General features: G+C 72.4%; 21 protein-coding genes and 2 pseudogenes. 17 read left to right on the top strand and 6 right to left on the bottom strand.

Going from position 1 to position 17,600, the window contains the following annotated elements; all coding sequences use genetic code 11:
- The 5 genes and pseudogenes from EF903_RS35220 to EF903_RS34035 form a co-directional block, all read left to right on the top strand.
- Nucleotides 1-127, top strand: a pseudogene (locus tag EF903_RS35220) (IS630 family transposase); the annotation flags it as partial.
- 19 nt (nucleotides 128-146) lie between these two features.
- Nucleotides 147-1,009, top strand: a protein-coding gene (locus EF903_RS13920; RefSeq protein WP_399420803.1) for an IS5 family transposase whose coding sequence is annotated in 2 segments (ribosomal slippage) — nucleotides 147-504 and nucleotides 504-1,009 — 864 coding nt in all. Because the reading frame shifts where the segments join, the coding sequence is not laid out codon by codon here.
- A 215-nt stretch (nucleotides 1,010-1,224) separates the two neighbouring features.
- Entirely contained in the window at nucleotides 1,225-1,353 is a 129-nt protein-coding gene (locus EF903_RS35215; RefSeq protein ID WP_260615230.1) for a hypothetical protein, read from the top strand.
- Nucleotides 1,354-1,395: 42 nt separating this feature from the next.
- Nucleotides 1,396-2,304 (top strand): annotated as a pseudogene (mobF, locus tag EF903_RS13915) (MobF family relaxase); the annotation flags it as partial.
- Between the two features lie 193 nt (nucleotides 2,305-2,497).
- Nucleotides 2,498-3,049, top strand: coding sequence for a hypothetical protein (locus EF903_RS34035; protein ID WP_185902652.1), 552 nt, complete (start codon nucleotides 2,498-2,500; stop codon nucleotides 3,047-3,049).
- Nucleotides 3,050-3,227: 178 nt separating this feature from the next.
- On the opposite strand, the gene EF903_RS13905 is transcribed toward EF903_RS34035, so the two are convergent.
- Nucleotides 3,228-3,785, bottom strand: a complete 558-nt coding sequence (locus EF903_RS13905) for a hypothetical protein (RefSeq protein WP_148142520.1) — start codon at nucleotides 3,783-3,785, stop codon at nucleotides 3,228-3,230.
- A 1,167-nt stretch (nucleotides 3,786-4,952) separates the two neighbouring features.
- Here EF903_RS13905 and EF903_RS13900 point away from each other — a divergent pair.
- The 3 genes from EF903_RS13900 to EF903_RS13890 all read left to right on the top strand — a co-directional run bounded on the left by EF903_RS13900 (nucleotide 4,953) and on the right by EF903_RS13890 (nucleotide 7,421).
- Nucleotides 4,953-5,747, top strand: coding sequence for an MEDS domain-containing protein (locus EF903_RS13900; protein WP_312845923.1), 795 nt, complete (start codon nucleotides 4,953-4,955; stop codon nucleotides 5,745-5,747).
- Nucleotides 5,744-6,724, top strand: a complete 981-nt coding sequence (locus tag EF903_RS13895) for a sensor histidine kinase (RefSeq protein WP_125543532.1) — start codon at nucleotides 5,744-5,746, stop codon at nucleotides 6,722-6,724. The genes EF903_RS13900 and EF903_RS13895 overlap by 4 nt, the downstream gene beginning before the upstream one ends.
- A 349-nt stretch (nucleotides 6,725-7,073) precedes the next feature.
- Nucleotides 7,074-7,421 (top strand): hypothetical protein, encoded by a 348-nt coding sequence (locus tag EF903_RS13890; protein WP_125543531.1) that lies wholly within the window; start codon nucleotides 7,074-7,076, stop codon nucleotides 7,419-7,421.
- A gap of 347 nt (nucleotides 7,422-7,768) precedes the next feature.
- Here the strand turns inward: EF903_RS13890 and EF903_RS13885 are convergent, their stop codons facing one another.
- On the bottom strand, nucleotides 7,769-8,974 hold the full coding sequence (locus EF903_RS13885) for a phosphatidylserine/phosphatidylglycerophosphate/cardiolipin synthase family protein (protein WP_260615231.1): 1,206 nt from the start codon (nucleotides 8,972-8,974) through the stop codon (nucleotides 7,769-7,771).
- Nucleotides 8,975-9,343: 369 nt separating this feature from the next.
- On the opposite strand from EF903_RS13885, the gene EF903_RS13880 reads away from it, so the two are divergent.
- The 5 genes from EF903_RS13880 (at nucleotide 9,344) to EF903_RS13860 (ending at nucleotide 12,395) form a co-directional block, all read left to right on the top strand.
- Entirely contained in the window at nucleotides 9,344-9,931 is a 588-nt protein-coding gene (locus tag EF903_RS13880) for a TetR/AcrR family transcriptional regulator (RefSeq protein WP_125543529.1), read from the top strand.
- Nucleotides 9,928-10,317, top strand: coding sequence for a hypothetical protein (locus EF903_RS13875; RefSeq protein WP_125543528.1), 390 nt, complete (start codon nucleotides 9,928-9,930; stop codon nucleotides 10,315-10,317). Before EF903_RS13880 ends, EF903_RS13875 begins: the two co-directional genes overlap by 4 nt.
- Before the next feature lie 65 nt (nucleotides 10,318-10,382).
- On the top strand, nucleotides 10,383-11,123 hold the full coding sequence (locus EF903_RS13870; protein WP_125543527.1) for a class I SAM-dependent methyltransferase: 741 nt from the start codon (nucleotides 10,383-10,385) through the stop codon (nucleotides 11,121-11,123).
- A 217-nt stretch (nucleotides 11,124-11,340) separates the two neighbouring features.
- Nucleotides 11,341-11,667, top strand: coding sequence for a hypothetical protein (locus EF903_RS13865; protein WP_125543526.1), 327 nt, complete (start codon nucleotides 11,341-11,343; stop codon nucleotides 11,665-11,667).
- Between the two features lie 305 nt (nucleotides 11,668-11,972).
- Nucleotides 11,973-12,395, top strand: a complete 423-nt coding sequence (locus EF903_RS13860; protein WP_125543525.1) for a hypothetical protein — start codon at nucleotides 11,973-11,975, stop codon at nucleotides 12,393-12,395.
- 91 nt (nucleotides 12,396-12,486) lie between these two features.
- Here EF903_RS13860 and EF903_RS13855 read toward each other — a convergent pair whose 3' ends face one another.
- Nucleotides 12,487-12,918, bottom strand: coding sequence for an arsenate reductase ArsC (locus EF903_RS13855; RefSeq protein ID WP_125543524.1), 432 nt, complete (start codon nucleotides 12,916-12,918; stop codon nucleotides 12,487-12,489).
- A 78-nt stretch (nucleotides 12,919-12,996) separates the two neighbouring features.
- On the opposite strand from EF903_RS13855, the gene EF903_RS13850 reads away from it, so the two are divergent.
- The 3 genes from EF903_RS13850 to EF903_RS13840 all read left to right on the top strand — a co-directional run bounded on the left by EF903_RS13850 (nucleotide 12,997) and on the right by EF903_RS13840 (nucleotide 15,227).
- Nucleotides 12,997-13,311 carry a helix-turn-helix transcriptional regulator gene (locus tag EF903_RS13850; protein ID WP_125543523.1) on the top strand — a complete coding sequence of 105 codons (315 nt, stop codon included), beginning with the start codon at nucleotides 12,997-12,999 and terminating at the stop codon, nucleotides 13,309-13,311.
- Nucleotides 13,312-13,377: 66 nt separating this feature from the next.
- The gene (locus tag EF903_RS13845; protein WP_125543522.1) at nucleotides 13,378-14,175 is read left to right on the top strand and encodes an aquaporin; all 798 of its coding nucleotides are present in this window, start codon (nucleotides 13,378-13,380) and stop codon (nucleotides 14,173-14,175) included.
- Nucleotides 14,172-15,227, top strand: coding sequence for an ArsO family NAD(P)H-dependent flavin-containing monooxygenase (locus EF903_RS13840; RefSeq protein WP_125543521.1), 1,056 nt, complete (start codon nucleotides 14,172-14,174; stop codon nucleotides 15,225-15,227). The genes EF903_RS13845 and EF903_RS13840 overlap by 4 nt, the downstream gene beginning before the upstream one ends.
- A 70-nt stretch (nucleotides 15,228-15,297) precedes the next feature.
- Here the strand turns inward: EF903_RS13840 and EF903_RS13835 are convergent, their stop codons facing one another.
- Genes EF903_RS13835 through EF903_RS13825 form a run of 3 tightly spaced genes read right to left on the bottom strand, consistent with a single transcriptional unit; the run spans nucleotide 15,298 to nucleotide 17,264 of the window.
- Nucleotides 15,298-15,795, bottom strand: coding sequence for a GNAT family N-acetyltransferase (locus EF903_RS13835; protein WP_125543520.1), 498 nt, complete (start codon nucleotides 15,793-15,795; stop codon nucleotides 15,298-15,300).
- Nucleotides 15,792-16,163, bottom strand: a complete 372-nt coding sequence (locus EF903_RS13830; protein ID WP_125543519.1) for a helix-turn-helix transcriptional regulator — start codon at nucleotides 16,161-16,163, stop codon at nucleotides 15,792-15,794. The genes EF903_RS13835 and EF903_RS13830 overlap by 4 nt, the downstream gene beginning before the upstream one ends.
- Before the next feature lie 45 nt (nucleotides 16,164-16,208).
- Nucleotides 16,209-17,264, bottom strand: a complete 1,056-nt coding sequence (locus EF903_RS13825) for an NAD(P)/FAD-dependent oxidoreductase (protein WP_125543536.1) — start codon at nucleotides 17,262-17,264, stop codon at nucleotides 16,209-16,211.
- Between the two features lie 105 nt (nucleotides 17,265-17,369).
- On the opposite strand from EF903_RS13825, the gene EF903_RS13820 reads away from it, so the two are divergent.
- Nucleotides 17,370-17,564, top strand: a complete 195-nt coding sequence (locus tag EF903_RS13820) for a hypothetical protein (RefSeq protein ID WP_125543518.1) — start codon at nucleotides 17,370-17,372, stop codon at nucleotides 17,562-17,564.
- The last annotated feature ends 36 nt before the right edge of the window (nucleotides 17,565-17,600 follow it).

The raw sequence follows: 17,600 nt of genomic DNA, 5'->3' as shown, positions 1-17,600 counted from the left end.
CGACATCCGAGGCTGGCTCGCCGACTGGAACGAGCACCCCAGACCCTTCGCCTGGACGAAGACAGCCGACGAGATCCTCGACAAAGTCGCTGCCTACTGCCGACGAATCTCTGACTCAGGTCACTAGGCGGTTTCGTTTGGATCAGTTGGTCGTTGGTCCGGGTGGGTCGTTGACTGATGCGCAGTGGGCGCGGATCGAACCGTTGCTTCCGGACCGGACGCCCAAGCGGGGTGGCCGTTGGCGGGACCATCGTGAGGTGATCGACGCGATCGCCTACAAGTTCCAGACCGGCACTCAGTGGGTTCACCTGCCGGAGAAGTACGGCAACTGGCGAGGTGTCTACAACCGGCTGCGGATGCGGGCCGTCGACGGCACGTGGGAGCGGGTCTTCACCGCCCTCGTGGCCCAGGCCGACGCGGACGAGGATCTCAACTGGGCCGTGTCGGTCGACTCCACGATCGTGCGGGCCCACCAGCACGCGGCCGGGGCCCGCAAAAAGGGGCCCCGGCCGGCGAACCGGACGACCATGCAATCGGCCGCTCCCGCGGCGGACTGACCACGAAGATCCACCTCGCCGCCGACGACCGCTGCAGGCCACTGGCCTTCCACCTCACCGCCGGACAGGCCGGGGACGCACCCGCCTTCACCGACGTCATGGCCCGCCTGCGCGTACCCCGTCGGCGAGGACGGCCCCGCACCAGGCCGGATGTGGTCCTGGCCGACAAGGCGTACACCTCCCGAGCGATCCGCGAGCACCTGCGCAAACGCGGCATCCGGGCAGTGATCCCCGTCCCCGCCGACCAGCGCGGACACCGGCTTCGTCGAGGCAGCCGCGGCGGCCGGCCACCGGCCTTCGACCGCGAGACCTACAAGCAGCGCAACACCGTCGAACGGTGCATCAACCGCTTGAAGCAGTGGCGCGGTCTCGCCACCCGCTACGAGAAGACCGCCACCATCTACCTGGCCGGACTCCACATCGCGGGCACCTTTCTCTGGTCCGCCCGGTGATCCAAACGAAACTGCCTAGCCAGGTCGAGCGGTGACCGCTGGACCCTTCGATGTTCTGACCCGCTGGGCGCGTTGTGGGACACTCGTCGGCCATGAGCGCTCTGATTCGCGGCCAGGCGGTCCCCGGCAACCCCTATATGCCCACATTCGCGTGCAGGACAGCGTTCTTGAAGCGGCCGCGAGCTGAGATACCAGCTGCCCGCCCGTGTGTGGCAATGCCGCATTCGCCGGGTGAGAAGGTCACAGAGGCGCAGCTGCGGAACCTGTTCGGCGAGCGGGGCCGCCACCCGGACGCGGACCAGATCGAGGCCGCCCGGCTCGCCGCGGGTGACTCCCCGAAGTAGGCCTTCAAGGCCGGCGCCCTCGGACGCCGGGTCACGGTCACGGGCGTGGATCTTGTGTTCCGGCCGCAGCCGACGATCTACCTGCTGTGGGCGTTCGGGGATGAGGAGACCCGTCTGGTGATCGAGGCCGCGCACGAGCGGGCGATCGAGCGGGTGCTGGAGTGGATCGAGGACGAGGTCCCGGTGATCCGCTATGGCAAGGACGGTGTCTACCGGGTACGTCCGCCCGGCGGTCTGGTCGCCGCGCGCTTCCGCCACTACGAGGCGCGTTCCGGGCGACGCTTGCTCGCTGACCACCTGCTGTTGTCGGTGAAGGGCAGCGGCGGGACGGGAAGTGGGGGTCGATCCACCACCCTGGCCCTGCACGAGAACACGGTCGCGGCCTCCGCGCTCTACAACGAGCTGATCGCCTCCGAGGTCTGCGAGGAGCTGGGGCTGGCGACCGAGCCGCGCACCGTCACCCCGGGGCGCCGGCCGGTGATGGACATTGCCGGGGCGCCGCACGAGCTGATCCGCTGGACCGCCCGGCGCAGCGACCAGATCGCCGCCTGCCTGGCAGAGCTGGAGCACGAGTACCTCACCGCCGTCGACGACGACGGCGAGCCGCGGTTCCGGCCCGTGGTCTCCCAGCGGGCCCGCGCCAAGATGAAGCAGATCTCCGCCCGCAAGGCCCGCCCGCCCAGGCGGAAGACCCAGCCGCTCGCGCAGCTGCGCGCGTGGTGGAAGGTGAGCGCGATTCTCACCTCCGGGGTCGCCGCGGACGTCATCACCTATCTCTTCGAGCACGCCCGCGCCGCGGCCGCCGTGATCAGGGCCTGGGTCGCGGCCGTGGTCGACGTCGCCCTGGCGGCCGTCGACGTCACCGCGACGGTGTTCGTGATGAACGACGGGGGCCGCTTCCACCGCCGGCACGTGCTCGCCGAAGCCCGCCGCCACCTCGCTCTCGTTTAGCGCGGCCGCCGCCGTGACCCCGGCCTGGACGAGGAGATCGTGGCCGCGGCCATCTCCACCCACTGCGGCCTGCTGGCGGACTACCGCCCCTAGACCGCTTGGTGGTCTCTGTCCGACGCTCCTGCCCGCAGCCCCGGGCCCCGCGCCCGGACCGGACCGGCAGCCCCCCGGTCGATCCCGGCGAGCCGCCCGCGTGCCGGCCTCCGGGCCGGGACTCGGGGAGTGGGAGATCCCCCACGTCCCGCTTCAGTACGAGCGCGCCGTCCCCGCCGGCGCGGTGGTCCGGCAGAAGCTGCGCACCACCACCGCCACCGCCGTGCGAGGCCGGGCGTACGACGCCGTCGCCCACCAGCAGGCGGCGATGCCCGAGCAGCTGCTCGCGCCCGAGTCGGCCGACCCCGAGCACGACGACCAGGGGCCGAAGGCCGATCGCGGGGAAGCGATCTACATGACGGCGCTGCGGGCGCTGCCGAAGTCTCGCAGGGACGTGGAGGCCCTCGGTCTCCCCGCCGACCGGCTGCGCCGCCTCCAGGAGGCGGCCACCCGCGCGGCACGCGGCCAGGCGGGCCGCTACACCGCGCAGGCCGATGCCGACGCGGTGCGCCCGATGCGCTTGGACGACCAGCAGGTGCACCGCCCACCAACCCGGACCGCGCCGGGGCCGCGAGGCCGGCCACCGAGTGGACCGATGGTGCGCACCCGGTGCGGTGGACTCCACCGAGTGGAGTCCACCGTCCGGGAGTGAGCTCCGGCAACTAGGATGGCAGGTCGAATGGCTGGTGTGATCGGCTCCCGGTTTGCTCATGCTGGTCGTGGGCGGGGGTCTGAGGCGGCGGCTGCCGGGCTACCGCCCGTCGTCCTCAGGGCCGACGGCATGATCTGCGTCACGGCGAGCACTGCGAGTCGGCTCGGCACATGCGGCATCAGCCGGATACGGCTCGGCGGAAGCGGTCGGTGAGGTCTTCGACCACCGCCTGCGGCACGGCGGCCGGATACCGGGTGATCACGCCGCCCGTGCGGACGAACGTCGTCGTCCGGCCGGGCTCCTGGAGCGGTCCCGGCGCCATCGGTACCGGAGAGCCGCCCGCGGAAGCGTGCCCCGGCGGCGGGTCGAGTCTGCGGTAGCTGATCCTGTCGTCCCCCACCCGGTAAGGCGATTGCGTGGGCCGCAGACCGTGGCGCGTGTAGAGGTCCGCGTACCAGGCGTTGTAGTGCGCACAGCTCGGAAGGGCTGCCCGGATGCGCTTCATGACGCTCTTGGCGTCATCCTCGGAGAAGCTGTAGGACACGACACTCTCGCCCTGCCCGGTCTCCCCGACGGGCCTGAGGGTCAGCCGGGTTGCAGCTGAGGGCCCGTGATCCGGGGAGGTGATGGCCGACGACACAGCGCCGCACATGCGGTCGGGGGAGGGCTGGTCGGTGAGTTCCGGTTCGACGGAGACCACACGGTATCCGGCGACGTCCGTCCCCTGGGGAAGCACCTGCCTCATCCCGGCCGTGCCGAGCGTCTGCCCATGCCACCAGCCGGACAAGGGGCCCTCGCACCTGAGACCGGACGCCAGGACGAAAGCGGCGACCACCGGAAGCCCGGACAACAGAAGACGGCGACGCATGGTTCCCTCCCCCAGCCGCACGCTGCCGTATCCGGACCGAACAGCACAGCGCCGCACAACCACCCGACCCGTCAGCCTAGAGGACGACGCGGACACTGCGACCGGCAGAGAGGGCCGCACCCCGGCGGCTCGCCACCGGCACGGACCCGAACGCGGCCAAGGCCGGCTGAGGCTGGGCGGCCCGGTCGTACTGCGCCCGCACACGTCGGGCGCCGGGAATCCTCCGAGGCCGCGAGCAGCGCGCCGGCGAGCAGCAGGCCCTCCACGGGGATCCAGTCCCCGCCTGGCAGGCCCGCCAGATCGGCTGCGTCCGTGGGCGAAGCCCGGGCCGTCACCGGACCCGCCCTGGCCCGTCTTCCGAGCCGCGGCCGCCTGCTGTCAGGGCACGGGCACAGACGGGTCCGCGGGCACCGCCCGGACGGGAGCAGCCCCGGCAGGGTGGTGGTGGAGCGGCTCGGGCCGCGGTCAGGGAACGGGGAATCCTCTCCACGAGGTGGTCGAGGCCAGGGCGGAGGCCGGGGCGTCCTTCCAAGCAGCGGCACCGGCCTCTCGTGGGCGTCAGCCTCACCGGCACAGGTCCCGCTGCCGGTGCCGCGGCAGCGGCGGCCTCCATCGCGGTCGAGGGCGGGGGCGGCTCCGGTGCGGCGGGTGCCGCCTGCCGATTCGGGTACGGGCGGGCGCGGACCGGACAGCAGGGGCCACGCCCCCGGCCGCGGGCCGTCCGCCGTCCTGGTGGGTCAGGAGGGCGGTGGCGGCACGGTCGGCGTCGCACCCCGGATGACGCCAACGGCGCGGACCAGCAGCACGGAGCCTTGCCCTTGTTCCGTGCTCGCGGCCGTACTCTCGGCGCGGCCCCGTCCCCGCGCGTAGGGCGCGCCCGTCGCCGTTGCTGATCGTGGGGGGTCTGCCCGGACCGATCCGCCGGGGGCGGTCCGCCGGGCTCGGCGCAGTAGTGTGCTGTTGCGGGGCGGCCGGAGCGGGCACAAGCAGACGGGCGGCGGACTGAAAGGGGCCAGGGTGAGAGCGGCGCGGGCGTTGGCGACGTTGGACGAGGTCGAGGTCGGGGATCACGTCTGCTGGCGCATGGACCCCTCCGCCACGCTGTTCACGGACGCGCGGGCGTACGTGGCCGACGGAGCCCTGTATGGGGACAAGATCGTGATCGTCTCCTCCAGTAGGGGTGCCTCCGGCGTCCCGCGCGCCCCCGAAGGGCTCACCCCCGCCCCGGTGGTCCTGGACTTCCCCGGCCTGGCGGACGCCGAATCCGTCCTGGCCGCGGTGCGCCGGGAAGCCCGTGCCGCCGTCCGTGAAGGGTTCCGGGGGATCCGCGTACTGGCCGAGCGGACGCCCTCGCCGGCGCCGGGCGGGGCCGAGGACCTGCTGGCACAGGAGCTGAAGCTCGACGAGTTCGCCTCGGAGAGCGGGGCCATCGTGGTGTGCGCCTTCAGACCGTCGCTGTGGGACCCGCCTACGCTGGACGGGGTGGCATGCGTGCATCCCCAGGAGACGGGCAGGCGCGCACGGCATCCGGCCTTTCGGATGTTCAACACCGGCACCGACAGGTGGAGCGTGGACGGAGTGATCGACTCGGAGTGCGCGGCGGCGTTCAACGGCGCCGTTCGGGCCGCGGTGCGGCACACCCCCAGGGTGAAGCTGAGTTTCGACACCCTGGAGATGATCGACGCCGCCGGCATGCACGCGCTCGTCGAGGCGGCCCGCCACCTGCCTGACCGCCGGATCGACGTGGAAGGCGCCAACGAGACCGTGCGCCTGTGCTGGGAACTCGCCGGCTACGCGGTCGCCGACGTGCCGGTGGTGATGGCGGCATGACCACGACCGTGCCCCCGAAGCCCTCCGGTCCGCACGGAGAACCCTTCCGTCACGAGCTGTACCCCTACCGCGGCGAGCAGGAGTTCCTCTCCGGCACCCTGGGCTTCATCCACGAGGCCCTCCAGGGCGGCGAGGCGGTGGTCGTCGCCCTCCCCTCGGACAAGACCTCGCTCCTGCGCCGTGAACTCGCCGACGATCCCGCCGTCACCTACGTCGACACGACAACGGCCGGCCCGAACCCCGGGCGGCTCGTCGCCGCCTGGGCGACCTGGATGCAGGACCGCAGCGAGGGCGAGAGGCCGGTACGCGCCATCAGCGAGACCGCCTGGCGCCAGGCGCGCAGCGCCGCCCAGCTGTCCGAACTCCGCTATCACGAGTGGCTGCTGAACCGGGCCTTCGCCCGCAGCTCCACCTGGTCCATGCTGTGCCCCTACGACGCGGCCGACGAGGACCAGGACGCCCTGGCATCGCTCTCGCGGTGCCACCCGCTGATCCGCCGGGACGGACGCCAGGCAGCCAACGAGGAGTACCTCGCCGGCGAGGAATACCGCTTCGAGGAGCTGCCCGGCCCCTGCGATCCCTTCCAGGAGCTGCACTACACGCATGGTGACCTGGCGGCGATCCGCTCGAAGGTCTCCCAGTGCGCCTCGGACGCGGGCCTGCCCGACGACCGGCTTCCCAAGCTCGCCGTAGCCGTCACGGAGATCGCGACGAACAGCATCCGCCACGGCGGGGGCCGCGGAACCCTGCGCACCTGGTCCCAGGACACGGCGTTCCTCTGCGAGTTCCGCGACAGCGGCTACATCTCCGACGTCATGGCCGGCCGGATCCGCCCTGACGCGACGCAGATCGGCGGCCGCGGCCTGTGGCTGGCACACCAGCTCTGCGACCTCGTCGAAATCCGCTCCACCCCCACCCACGGCACCACGATCCGCCTGCACATGGACCTGCCCCAGCAGGCGCCTCCCCGTACATGACCGACACGGGGACGGGGACGGTAGACGGTCGGGGAAGCCGTCAGCGAGTTGGTCCTCGGTCTGCTAGCGCCCGTTCCATGCCGCGGGTGGCCGGATAGTGGACGCATCGGCTTGCGTCGCGCCCTCGGCCGCAGCCGGTCAGGGGGTTCGCCGTTTTTCGGGATCGGGGAGGCCCGGGGACCGTTCACGTCGTCGCCCGGGGCCTGCTCATCGCGAGGGCGGAGTCATTCGGACCGGCGGTGTCAAGCCCCGAGATCCCGGCGCATGACTCCGCACGGGTGGTTTGGGCCTACTGGTACCGAGGCCGAGGACGCCAGATGGGCGCCCTTCAAGACCACGGGAGACATCCATGGCTCGCACGATCCGGAAGAAGTTCGTCCACTTGAAGATCGCGACGATCGGGGCGGCGGCCGCGGCGGTCGCGGCGGTCGCGGGAGGCGTCGTCCTCCCCGCCACCACGGCGACGGCGGCCCCCACGACCCAGGTACCCGCCGTCTCGCCGGTGGATCCGGTGGACCCGCCGATGGGCCCCTTCCCGGCGGACCCGCCCCCGGTGCAGCCCGATCCTCCGCTGGAGATTCCGGACAAGGCCCCGCCGAACCCCTACGAGGAGCCGGAGGGTCCCCCGGCGGAGCCCGAGCAGCCGGATGAGCCTGTGGACCCCGGCACCATCCTCGAGAAGGGCCTCACCGGCTGAGAGCGACGACGACGGTCAGCCGGGGTCCGGTACACGGGCCTCGGCGCGCCGCCCCCGCCTCGCCGACGGGGCCTGCCGTGGCCGGCCCGGCAGGCCCCGACGGCCGCGGAGTGCCGGTCGGCGGGGTGCCTGCCCTGTCCGGCCGGCGGCGGGCCGTTTCGCCGGGCGGGTCCGGCTGTGGCGGCTGGGGTGAGCGGCACACTCCATGCGGCGCGCGGGGTTGTGGGTTGTAGCCGTGCTGCACCGAAGGGGTCGTGGGGCCGCACTGTCATTCGGCTGCTCGCGGGCTGGGCTGCCCGGGGGTCCGCCTGCGGACGCACAATCCCGACCGCAGGCGGACCCCCGGCTCACAGGAAGCGGCGGATGGGCTGGACGGCGGCCTCGCGGGTCCGCTGCAGCAGGGAGCGTCTCTTCCAGCGGCCCGCCCGGATGCGCGTACTGGCCGTGATGTCGGCGTCGAAGTGGGCGTCCAGTGTCGCGGTGAACCCCTCGTCGAGGACGGCGAGCATGATCTCCTCGTCGTGGTCGAGGGAGCGCCGGTTGAAGTTGGTGGAGCCGACGAGGGCGGCGGTGCGGTCCACGGTGATGACCTTGGCGTGCATCATGGTCGGCTGGTACTGGTGGATCTTCACCCCGCAGGCGAGGAGATCCTCGTAGAAGTGCTGTCCGGCCAGCTGGCAGACCCGCTTGTCGGTGTACGGGCCCGGCAGCAGGATCTCCACCTCCACTCCGCGTCGTGCGGCGGCGCACAGCAGGTCGACGAAGTAGGCGTCCGGGGAGAAGTAGGCCGTGGCCACCCGGAACCGCTCCTCGGCGGACTCGATCATGACGCGTATCAGGGTCTGCATGTCCTGCCAGCCGAAGCTGGCCGAGCCGCGCACCACCTGCACGACCGCATCGCCCTGGGGCCGGTGGTCGGTGAAGCGGTCGTGGTCGTCGAAGAGCTCGTCGTGGCACTCGGCCCAGTTCTGCGCGAAGGCCGCGGCGATGCCGTCCACGGCCGGCCCGCGGACCTCGACGTGGGTGTCCCGCCACTCGTGCGGATTGCGGGCGTCGCCGCACCACTCCTCGGCGATGCCCACGCCTCCGGTGAAGCCGGTCTGTTCGTCGACGACGAGGACCTTGCGGTGGCAGCGGTGGTTCTGCTTGAGCGGCGAGAGGTACAGCGGTTTGCGGAACCACGCCACCTGGACACCGGCCCGGTCCATGTCGTCCAGCAGGTCCTTCTCGATCAGCCGGCTGCCGAAGCCGTCCAGCAGCAGCCGTACCCGCACTCCTGCACGGGCCCGCTCGGCCAGTACGTGGGCGAACCGGCGGGCGATGTCGCCCTGCCAGTACACGAACGTCATCATGTCGACCGTGTACTCGGCGGACCGGATGGCGTCCAGCATGGCCGGGAAGATCTCGTCGCCGTTGCGCAGCGCAACCAGGGCGTTCCCCTCGGTCGCCGCGATGCCGATCAGGCGTTCCAGCCGCCGCCGCAGTCGGGCGGCCCGCTCACCGGCAATTGCGCCGCGTTGCGTGCCGTCCGCGGGCACGGGTATGCGCTGCATGCTGGTCATCCTTCTCCTTGCGGGCCCGGCGTCGACGACCTGTGCCTGGCAGGCCCGGCCGGTACGGGACGCCACGGCGCACGGCGACTGTAGTCGCAGACGCCGGGGAGTGGGGGCGCGGTGCGGGCGCCGCCGTCGGCGGCACTCCGTGAGCGGTCGGCCCGGCGGGCATGATCAGCTGCATGTGCGAGCCCTTCGGGCACCGTGGAGGAGGCGACAGCGCCTGCGGCGCTTCGGCCGGGAAGGCTGACGGCATGCGGCATGCGCGGCCGGTCCCTCGCCCCGCACACGGGCATGCTCCCACTGGGTCGGCATTCGACCTGCCGACCGATATTCCATACGGGTCGACCCGTATGGAATAGTGGGGGCATGACTTCTTCCCCCGCGGGGCGAGGGCGCCCCAGAGACGAGCGGTCCGGTGCCGCGATCATGAAGGCAGCCGGCGAACTGCTCATGGAGAACGGCTACGCCGGGCTGTCCATCGGCGCCGTCGCCGCGCGAGCGGGTGTCGGAAAGGACACCGTCTACCGCCGCTGGTCCGGGAAGCCGGAGCTGGTCTACGAGGCCGTCTTCACCGCCGCCGACACCGCCGACGTGCCGGACACCGGGGTTTTGGAAGAGGACCTGGCTGCGGTGGTCCAGTCGCTGATCGATGAGTTCTCCGCCCCGCCGGCCGCAGCGGCCCTGCCGGGACTGCTCGCGGACTTCGCCGCCACGCCGGAACTGCGCGCGACGATCCGCTCCCGGTTCCTCCGGCCGGCCAGGGAACGACTCGTCGTGGTGTTCGACCGGGCAGAGCAGCGGGGCGAGACCGGCGCGGACCTGCCGGTCGATCTCGTACTGGACACCCTGGCCGGGGCGGTCTTCTTCCACCTGGGGATCGTCGGCGAACGCCCCGGACCGGATCTGGCCCAGCGCATCGCCCGAGTAGCAGCCAAGGGAATCGAGGCCCGATGAACGGCTGGCTGCTCACCGCCGGAGGCATCGCGGCGGCGACCACCCTCATCCACGCCACCGCCGGCAGCCGCTCCGTCGTCCGCCCGCTCCTGGGCAGCGAGCTGGCCGCCGAGCCCAAGCGAACCCTGCACGTCGTCTGGCACATGGTCACCGCCGACCTGCTGTTCAGCTCGATCGCCCTTCTTGTCCTCTCCTTCACGGCCGCGCCCGGCACGGCGCTCGTGGTCTTCATCGCCGCCCATTACCTCGCCTACGCGGCGGTGTTCCTCACCGTCACCCTGGCCGCCGACTGGCCACGGCCGCTCCTGCAGCTCCCCCAGTGGATGCTGCTGCTGCCGGTCGCCGTCCTTGCCTTCATCGGCACCGGCGTCTCGTTCTCGGCCTGAGAGCTCCCGGCGGAGAACTCAAATGCGTCGACAGCCTCCTTCGGCACCCGGCACAGTGGGCACCCGTGACGAGCAGTGAGCTGTGGACCCGCGAGACCGCCGACCGCTACGACGCCGAGGAGGCCGAAGCGTCTTCGGCTGCCGTTCTCGGACCGACCCTCGCCTTTCTGGCCGAGCTCGCCGGAGACGGCCGGGCGCTGGAGTTCGCCATCGGAACCGGACGGGTGGGAGTCCCGCTCCGGGAACGCGGCGTGCCGGTGGTGGGCGTCGAACTGTCCGAGCACATGGCAGCCGTGCTGCGGCGCAAGGTCGACGAGGACACCCTCCCGGTGGTCATCGGGGACATGGCCACCACCGTCGTTCCCGGCGGGTTCACCCTGGTCTACCTCGTCTACAACACCATCGCGAACCTGCTCACGCAGGACGAGCAGGTCGAGTGCTTCCGCAACGCCGCACGGCACCTGGAGCCCGGCGGCCGGTTCGTCATCGAGCTGGGTGTGCCGCCGCTGCGGCTCCTGCCGCCCGGCCAGGTCGCGGTGCCGTTCGACGTCTCTCAGCAGCATCTCGGCTTCGACACCTTCGACCTGGTCGAGCAGGTGCTCGTCTCGCACCACTTCACCCGCGACGGCGACGACGGCCGCTACCGCCGCGAGAACTCCCGGCACCGGTACGCCTGGCCGGCCGAGCTCGACCTGATGGCGCGGATCGCCGGGCTCGAACGGGAACGTCGCGTTGCGGACTGGGACGGGTCCCCATTCACCCAGGACTCCGCGAAACACGTCTCCGTGTGGCGCAAGCCGGCCTGAGGTCTGCCACCGGGCCGTACTCGTCGGCCGTGCCTGTCTTGAACCATGTCGGGAGTTCAGGCGGCGCCGGCCCGGATCAGTGCGCATCCGGGAGTTCCGGCGTGCATACGGGCGAGGCGTACAGCTGATTGGGTGCCACCGGCATCCGGTGGAGGGCGAGCGGGGGAATGCACGTCGGGCCGGACTTCCCGGCGTCGTCGTATCGGAGGAAAGCATCATGCGTCTTCGTCACACCCTGGCCGCTGCGGCCGGGGCTCTGCTGCTCACCGTGTCCACGCCGTACTCCGCTTCCGCGGCGGTTGGCGAGTTCGAGTACCGGGGGCCGCTTCTGGGCAGCCACGTCCTCGCCGACCCCGCGAGCGGAGAGTGCATCAACATCCCGGAGGCCACCGAGCTCCTTCCGGCTCAGTCCCCGTGGAACAAGACCAACGCGACGGTCACCCTCTTCCTCGACTTCGACTGCGACGGCGACGTCTACAACGTGATGAACCCGGGCGCCAAGAGGGGACCCCTGCTGAAGTTCCGGTCAATCGTCTTCTCCTGACCGAGGATCGCTCGGTCGAGGCCTTCGCCGAGCTCGCTCCGGACCCGCGCCCAGCGCACCGTGCGCTGGGCGTTGGGCGTTGGGCGTTGGGGTGACACGCAGGGACGTGATCGCCTCCACCGGACTCGGGCCGGCATCGGCCTCGGTGCGACGCTGCGCGGCCTGACGGCCGGCGAGGGGGGGACGGCGCCTCGCCGAACGTTGCGATCATCGTCTTGGGCTGAGCACGGTCCCCGGAGCGAAGTGGTGCAGGGGATGCGGGGCGGCACCGCAGTGGTGGCTGATCAGCAGGAAGGACAGAGGTCATGCAGTCGTGGGGTTTGGTGCTGGAGACCACCGTGGGGGTCGGCGAGCGCAAGCACATCGAGGCTTTCGTGATGGCACAGGTGGAGGGCGACAAGGAGGCGGCGCTGGCCGAGTTGGAGAGGCGGGCGCGCGCCTACACCCCGGAACATCCGAGGAGCCCCAAGCGCCGTCGGCTGTTCCGCCATGGTGACGGCTTCCTCCTCGTCATCAACGGGGCCTGGCAGTCGTACGTCACCCGCTTCACCCTCGCCGAGCTCATCGAGGACAGCGACCACCCCCGACCGCTTGCAGCGGAAGAAGTCGTGCCGCCGCCCGCTCCGGAGCCGACAGGCCCTCGGGGAATACCGGCGCCGGGCCTGGAATGCGACGACGACGGCATACCGGTGAAGCCGGCATGGCTTGGTCGCGCCGACCTCCGATGAGCGGCTCTGCGGGGGCGTGTCCATGCCTCCGTCGCGGCGCGGTCGCCACGGGCGGCGACCTGGGGATTTCCGGTTTGACTGGCTTCGCGGGTCAGTTGGGGCGCGCCTGGGGCTTGGCGTCGATTTCCGCGATCAGGCCCTCGACGAGGTTCCTGATCTCGTCGCGGATGGGGCGTACGGCTTCGACGCCCTGGCCGGCGGGGTCGTCGAGCTGCCAGTCGAGGTAGGTCTTGCCGGGGAAGTACGGGCAGGCGTCGCCGCAGCCCATGGTGATGATGTAGTCCGACGCCCGGGCGGCCTCGGGGGTGAGCACCTTCGGGGTCTGGGCGGAGATGTCGATGCCCAGCTCGGCCATCGCGGCCACCGCGGAGGGGTTGATCCGGTCGCCGGGCACCGATCCGGCGGAGCGGACCTCGATCCGGTCGCCGGCGAGGTGGCGCAGGAAGCCCGCGGCCATCTGGGAGCGGCCGGCGTTGTGGATGCAGACGAAGAGAACTGACGCGAGCGGGTTCGCGGCGGGCATCGGCTTTCCTTTGCGGCAAAGGCGGTGTGGTTCAGTCCGGGCTGGTGTCAGCCCCGGCTGATGTGACAGTATCAGCCCATGATGACGTCAGTCGACACTGATCTGGTTCGGGTTCTGGCCGACCCGCTCAGGCTCCGGATCGTGACGCTCCTCGCCCGGGAGACGCTCTGCACCACCCACCTCGTGGAGGAGACCGGTGCGAGGCAGACGAACCTCTCCAATCACCTGAAGGTGCTCCGGGAGGCGGGGGTCGTGGAGACGGAGCCGTGCGGGAGGTACACGTACTACCGCCTGCGCCCGGACGTCCTCGAAGCCCTCGCCGGTCAGTTCGCGAGCCTCGCCCGGAGCGCACGGGCCACCGCCGAGGGGAACGTCAAGCGGTCCTGCCCGTAGTCCTCGCGGCTCGTCTGCCTTGTGCGCCTTGCCCTGCCTTGCCCTGCCTCCCGAGAGGAACCTGTCTTGACCGCGACCGAGCCCGTCGGCGGCGCCTCGCCCGCAGCGGAGTCGGCCCTGGCCGCCGACGTGCCGCAGCCCGCACCCGGCGCCGCCCCGCCCCGTACGCCGCTGGTCGCCCGTGCCGCAGCCGAGCTGGTCGGCACCGCCGGCCTGGTCGCGGTCGTGGTCGGCTCGGGCATCCAGGCCGCCGGACTCACCGGCGACGCCGCCCTGCAGCTGCTGGCGAACTCGACCGCCACCGTCTTCGGCCTCGGTGTCCTGATCGCCCTCCTCGGCCCGGTCTCCGGAGCCCACTTCAACCCGGCCGTGACACTGGCCGAGTGGTGGACCGCCCGCCGCGGCGGCGCCGGCGTCACCGCGCGCGAGCTCGCCGTATACGTGCCGTCCCAGATCGCCGGAGCCGTCGCGGGCGCGATCCTGGCGGACGCGATGTTCGGGGAGCCACTGGTGAAGTGGTCCACGCACGACCGCTCGGCCGGGAACCTGCTGCTCGGCGAAGTCGTGGCCACGGCGGGCCTGATCCTGCTGGTCTTCGGCCTGGCCCGCACCGACCGGCTGCGCTTCGCCCCCGTCGCGGTCGCCTCCTACATCGGGGCGGCGTACTGGTTCACCTCCTCCACCTCCTTCGCCAATCCCGCGGTCACCATCGGCCGCGCGTTCACCGACACCTTCGCCGGCATAGCGCCCGCCTCCGTGCCGGGCTTCGTGGCCATGCAGCTCGTCGGCGCCGCGGTGGGCCTGGCACTGGTGGCGGTCATCTTCATGCGCGGCAAGACCGACACCGGGGCGCCCGCGGCATGAGCCGGCGTACGGATGTGGTGGTGATCGGCGGCGGCCAGTCCGGGCTCGCCGCCGGCTACCACCTGCGCCGCCTCGGCATCGAGCACGTCGTCCTCGACGCCGCTGCCGCGCCCGGCGGCGCCTGGCAGCACACCTGGGACTCGCTCCGCCTGTTCTCCCCCGCCGCCTACTCCTCCCTCCCCGGCCGGCTCATGCCCGTACAGGAGGGACAGCTCCACCCCGGTGCCGGGCACGTGGTGGAGTACCTGGCGGACTACGAGAAGCGGTACGGACTGCCCGTGCAGCGCGGGGTGCGGGTGGCGGCCGTCCACCGCGACGGCGCCTTCCTGCGGGTGGAGACGGACTGCGGGGACTGGCGTGCCCGCGCCGTCGTCAGCGCCACCGGCACGTGGTCCCGCCCGTTCCTGCCCGACGTCCCCGGCCGCCGCGCCTTCACCGGACGCCAGATCCACACCGTGCAGTACCGCACCCCCGGCGAGTTCGCCGGACTGCGTGTGATCGTGGTCGGCGGAGGGAACTCCGGCGCACAGATCGCCGCCGACCTCACCGGCCACGCCCGGGTGACGTGGGTGACCCGGCGGCCGCCGCGCTACCTTGCCGACGACATCGACGGCCGCGCCCTCTTCGACGCGGCGACCGCCCGCCGCCGCGCCCTCGACGAAGGCCGCAGCGACAACGGGGGCGTCGCCTCCCTCGGCGACATCGTCGCCGTCCCGCCCGTACGGGCGGCCCGCGACGCCGGACTCCTGGACGCGAAGCCGATGTTCACCCGCCTCACCGCGACCGGCGCGGAGTGGGCGGACGGCACCCGCGCCGGGGCCGACGCGGTCATCTGGTGCACCGGCTTCCGGCCCGCGCTCGCCCACCTCGCCGGGCTGCGCCTGCGCGGAACCCGCGGCCGCATCGCCACCGACGGCACCCGGGCCGTCGACGACCCGCGCCTGCACCTGCTCGGTTACGGGGACTGGACCGGGCCCGCCTCCGCCACGCTGATCGGCGTCGGCCGGCCCGCCCGGGAAGCAGCGCGCCGGATCGCGGATGTGCTGGCCTGAGCCGTCCGGGCGGTGGCGGACGGCGCCGGCGCGTCTCGCCCGGCACCGCGCCTCGGCGGTGCAGATCAGTTCACTTCAGCAGAGGGCTGCGGCGCTCCACCAGGACCACATCCCGCCAGACACCGTGATGGCGGCCGATCCGCTCGCGCGTGCCGATCACCCGGAACCCGGCCCGCTCGTGGAGAGCGAGGCTCGCGGTGTTCTCGGGGAAGATCCCGGACTGGATCGTCCAGATCCCCCCGGCCTCGGTGGAGGCGATCAGGGCGTCCAGCAACGCGCGGGCGACGCCGCGGCCGCGGGCCTCGGGGTGGACGTAGACGGAGTGCTCGACCACGCCCGCGTAGGCGCACCGGTCGGAGACGGCGCTCGCCGCGACCCACCCGAGCACCCGCCCGTCACCGTCGAGGGCGACGAACCGGTGGCCGGGCAGCTTCGCCTTGTCGAACGCCGTCCAGTCCGGCGCCCGCGTCTCGAAGGTGGCGTTGCCCTCGTCGATCCCGGCCTGGTAGACCGCCAGGACCTGCTCCGCGTGCTCGGGCAGCAGCGCCGCGATCCGCACCCGGCTCACGCGGTCGCCTTGGCGGCGCCGGAGAGGAGGGCGCCCATCGCGGCGAGCACGGCCGGCTCCACCCGGTAGTACACCCACGTCCCGCGCCGCTCGGAGGACAGCAGCCCCGCCTCCTTGAGCTTCTTCAGGTGGTGGGAGACCGTCGGCTGGGAGACGCCGACGTCGGAGATGTCGCACACGCAGGCTTCTCCGCCCTCGTGGGAGGCGACGGCGGAGAACAGGCGCAGGCGGACCGGATCGCCCAGTGCCTTGAACATCTTGGCCGCGGTCTCCGCCTCGTCCGCGGACATGGGGCGCTCGTTCAGCGGGGGGCAGCACGGGGCGACGGCCTCGGGCTCCAGGAGCGGCAGAACCTTCGCATTCGACATACATCTATGTTGACACATGTCGAAGCAAGCCGGGTAGGGCGCGGCTCACCGCAGATGGCGCGCCAGGCGGCGGGCCGCGCGTGCGGCGTCGCGGCCGACGCCGCGCAGGGTGTTCGAGGACAGACTGCGCTGCCATTCCAGTCCGACGAACGCGAGCCCCGGGTGGGCGAGGGAGGCGCCGTCGCGGTGCCGCGCGCGCCCGGCCGCGTCCAGGGCGCCGTCCAGGCCGGCGAGGTAGGGCAGGTGGGGGCGGTAGCCGGTCGCCAGGACCACCGCATCGAACTTCTCCACCGCCCCGTCCGCCCAGGTGACCTCGTCGCCGCTCATGCCGGTGAACACGGGGCGGCGTTCGGGCAGGCCCGCGGCGAGCGCGGCGCGGTGGCGGCCGTCGTCCAGGACCGGACGGATCGGCGGCGTGCGCAGGAGGCGGCCGAGCGGGGCGGCGTCCAGGCCCGTACGGGTCAGCCAGAAGTGCAGGTCCCGGCCCCACAAGCGCCGGCGGGCGAACTGCACCGGCGCCCGGGTGGCCAGGGTGGTCCGGCTGCCGAGGGCGAGTTCGGCGGCGACCTGGACCGCGGAGTTGCCCGCGCCCACCACGACGACCCGCTCGCCCGCGAACGCCTCGGGCCCGCGGTAGTCCGCCACGTGCAGGAGGCGGCCGGTGAACGACTCCAGCCCCGGCAGTGCGGGCCGGTAGGGATTGCCGAAGCTGCCGGAGGCCGCGACCACGGCCCCGGCGGTCAGGGCGGCCCCGCCCTCCAGGTCGACCCGGAACCGGCCGCCCGCCTCCGCCGCGACGCGGGTCACGCGGCAGCCGAGGCGGATCTCGGCGTCCAGGCGGGCGGCGTACCGGTCCAGGTAGCCGGCGACCTCGTCGCGGTGCGGGTAGCGGTCGGGGTCCCCGCCGAAGGGCAGGCCGGGCAGCGCGCTGAACCGCGCCGGAGAGAACAGGGTCAGGCTGTCGTAGTACCGCGGCCACGACCCGGCGGCCCGCTCCGACGCCTCCAGCACGAGGGGCTCCAGTCCCGCCCGCACCAGGGCCTGTGCGGCCGCCAGGCCGGACTGGCCGCCACCGATGACCGCCACGTCGACGTGTTGCATGACCACCTCGCGAATTCGATGAATGTCTATGTTGACGCTCATCGAATCAGGTGCGATGCTGATGGCGCAAGACATCGACAGTCATCGAAATACGAGGAAGTCGTCATGAACGAGCCCGTCACCGCCGGCACTCCGGCCACCCCCGGCACCGACACCGGCACCGCAGCCTCGTGCTGCGGCCCGGCGCCCGCGCAGTCCTCCCCGTGTTGCGGCACCAGCGAGCGAGCGGAGGAGGCCGGAGCCTGCTGCGACCCGCAGGCCAAACGCGAGGCCGCCGGCGCCGGAGCCGGCTGCTGCTGACCACCAGCAGCCCCCGCCCCGCCCGCGCCACCAGCT

The sequence above is a fragment of the Streptomyces sp. WAC05292 genome, assembly GCF_003949955.1.
GTDB lineage: Bacteria > Actinomycetota > Actinomycetes > Streptomycetales > Streptomycetaceae > Streptomyces > Streptomyces globosus.
The sequence above is the reverse complement of the archived record's forward strand: the minus strand, read 5'-3'. Positions and strand labels throughout refer to the sequence as shown.

Excerpts from the sequence above, each read along its gene's own strand:
- EF903_RS13875 (WP_125543528.1), top strand. The coding sequence starts at position 9,928 with ATGAACGGCTGGCTGCTCACCGCCGGAGGCATCGCGGCGGCGACCACC.
- EF903_RS13895 (WP_125543532.1), top strand. The coding sequence starts at position 5,744 with ATGACCACGACCGTGCCCCCGAAGCCCTCCGGTCCGCACGGAGAACCC.
- EF903_RS13830 (WP_125543519.1), bottom strand. The coding sequence starts at position 16,163 with ATGTCGAATGCGAAGGTTCTGCCGCTCCTGGAGCCCGAGGCCGTCGCC.
- EF903_RS13850 (WP_125543523.1), top strand. The coding sequence starts at position 12,997 with ATGATGACGTCAGTCGACACTGATCTGGTTCGGGTTCTGGCCGACCCG.
- EF903_RS13880 (WP_125543529.1), top strand. The coding sequence starts at position 9,344 with ATGACTTCTTCCCCCGCGGGGCGAGGGCGCCCCAGAGACGAGCGGTCC.
- EF903_RS35215 (WP_260615230.1), top strand. The coding sequence starts at position 1,225 with ATGCCGCATTCGCCGGGTGAGAAGGTCACAGAGGCGCAGCTGCGGAAC.
- EF903_RS13825 (WP_125543536.1), bottom strand. The coding sequence starts at position 17,264 with ATGCAACACGTCGACGTGGCGGTCATCGGTGGCGGCCAGTCCGGCCTG.
- EF903_RS13840 (WP_125543521.1), top strand. The coding sequence starts at position 14,172 with ATGAGCCGGCGTACGGATGTGGTGGTGATCGGCGGCGGCCAGTCCGGG.
- EF903_RS13860 (WP_125543525.1), top strand. The coding sequence starts at position 11,973 with ATGCAGTCGTGGGGTTTGGTGCTGGAGACCACCGTGGGGGTCGGCGAG.
- EF903_RS13885 (WP_260615231.1), bottom strand. The coding sequence starts at position 8,974 with ATGCAGCGCATACCCGTGCCCGCGGACGGCACGCAACGCGGCGCAATT.
- EF903_RS13820 (WP_125543518.1), top strand. The coding sequence starts at position 17,370 with ATGAACGAGCCCGTCACCGCCGGCACTCCGGCCACCCCCGGCACCGAC.
- EF903_RS13865 (WP_125543526.1), top strand. The coding sequence starts at position 11,341 with ATGCGTCTTCGTCACACCCTGGCCGCTGCGGCCGGGGCTCTGCTGCTC.
- EF903_RS13890 (WP_125543531.1), top strand. The coding sequence starts at position 7,074 with ATGGCTCGCACGATCCGGAAGAAGTTCGTCCACTTGAAGATCGCGACG.
- EF903_RS13855 (WP_125543524.1), bottom strand. The coding sequence starts at position 12,918 with ATGCCCGCCGCGAACCCGCTCGCGTCAGTTCTCTTCGTCTGCATCCAC.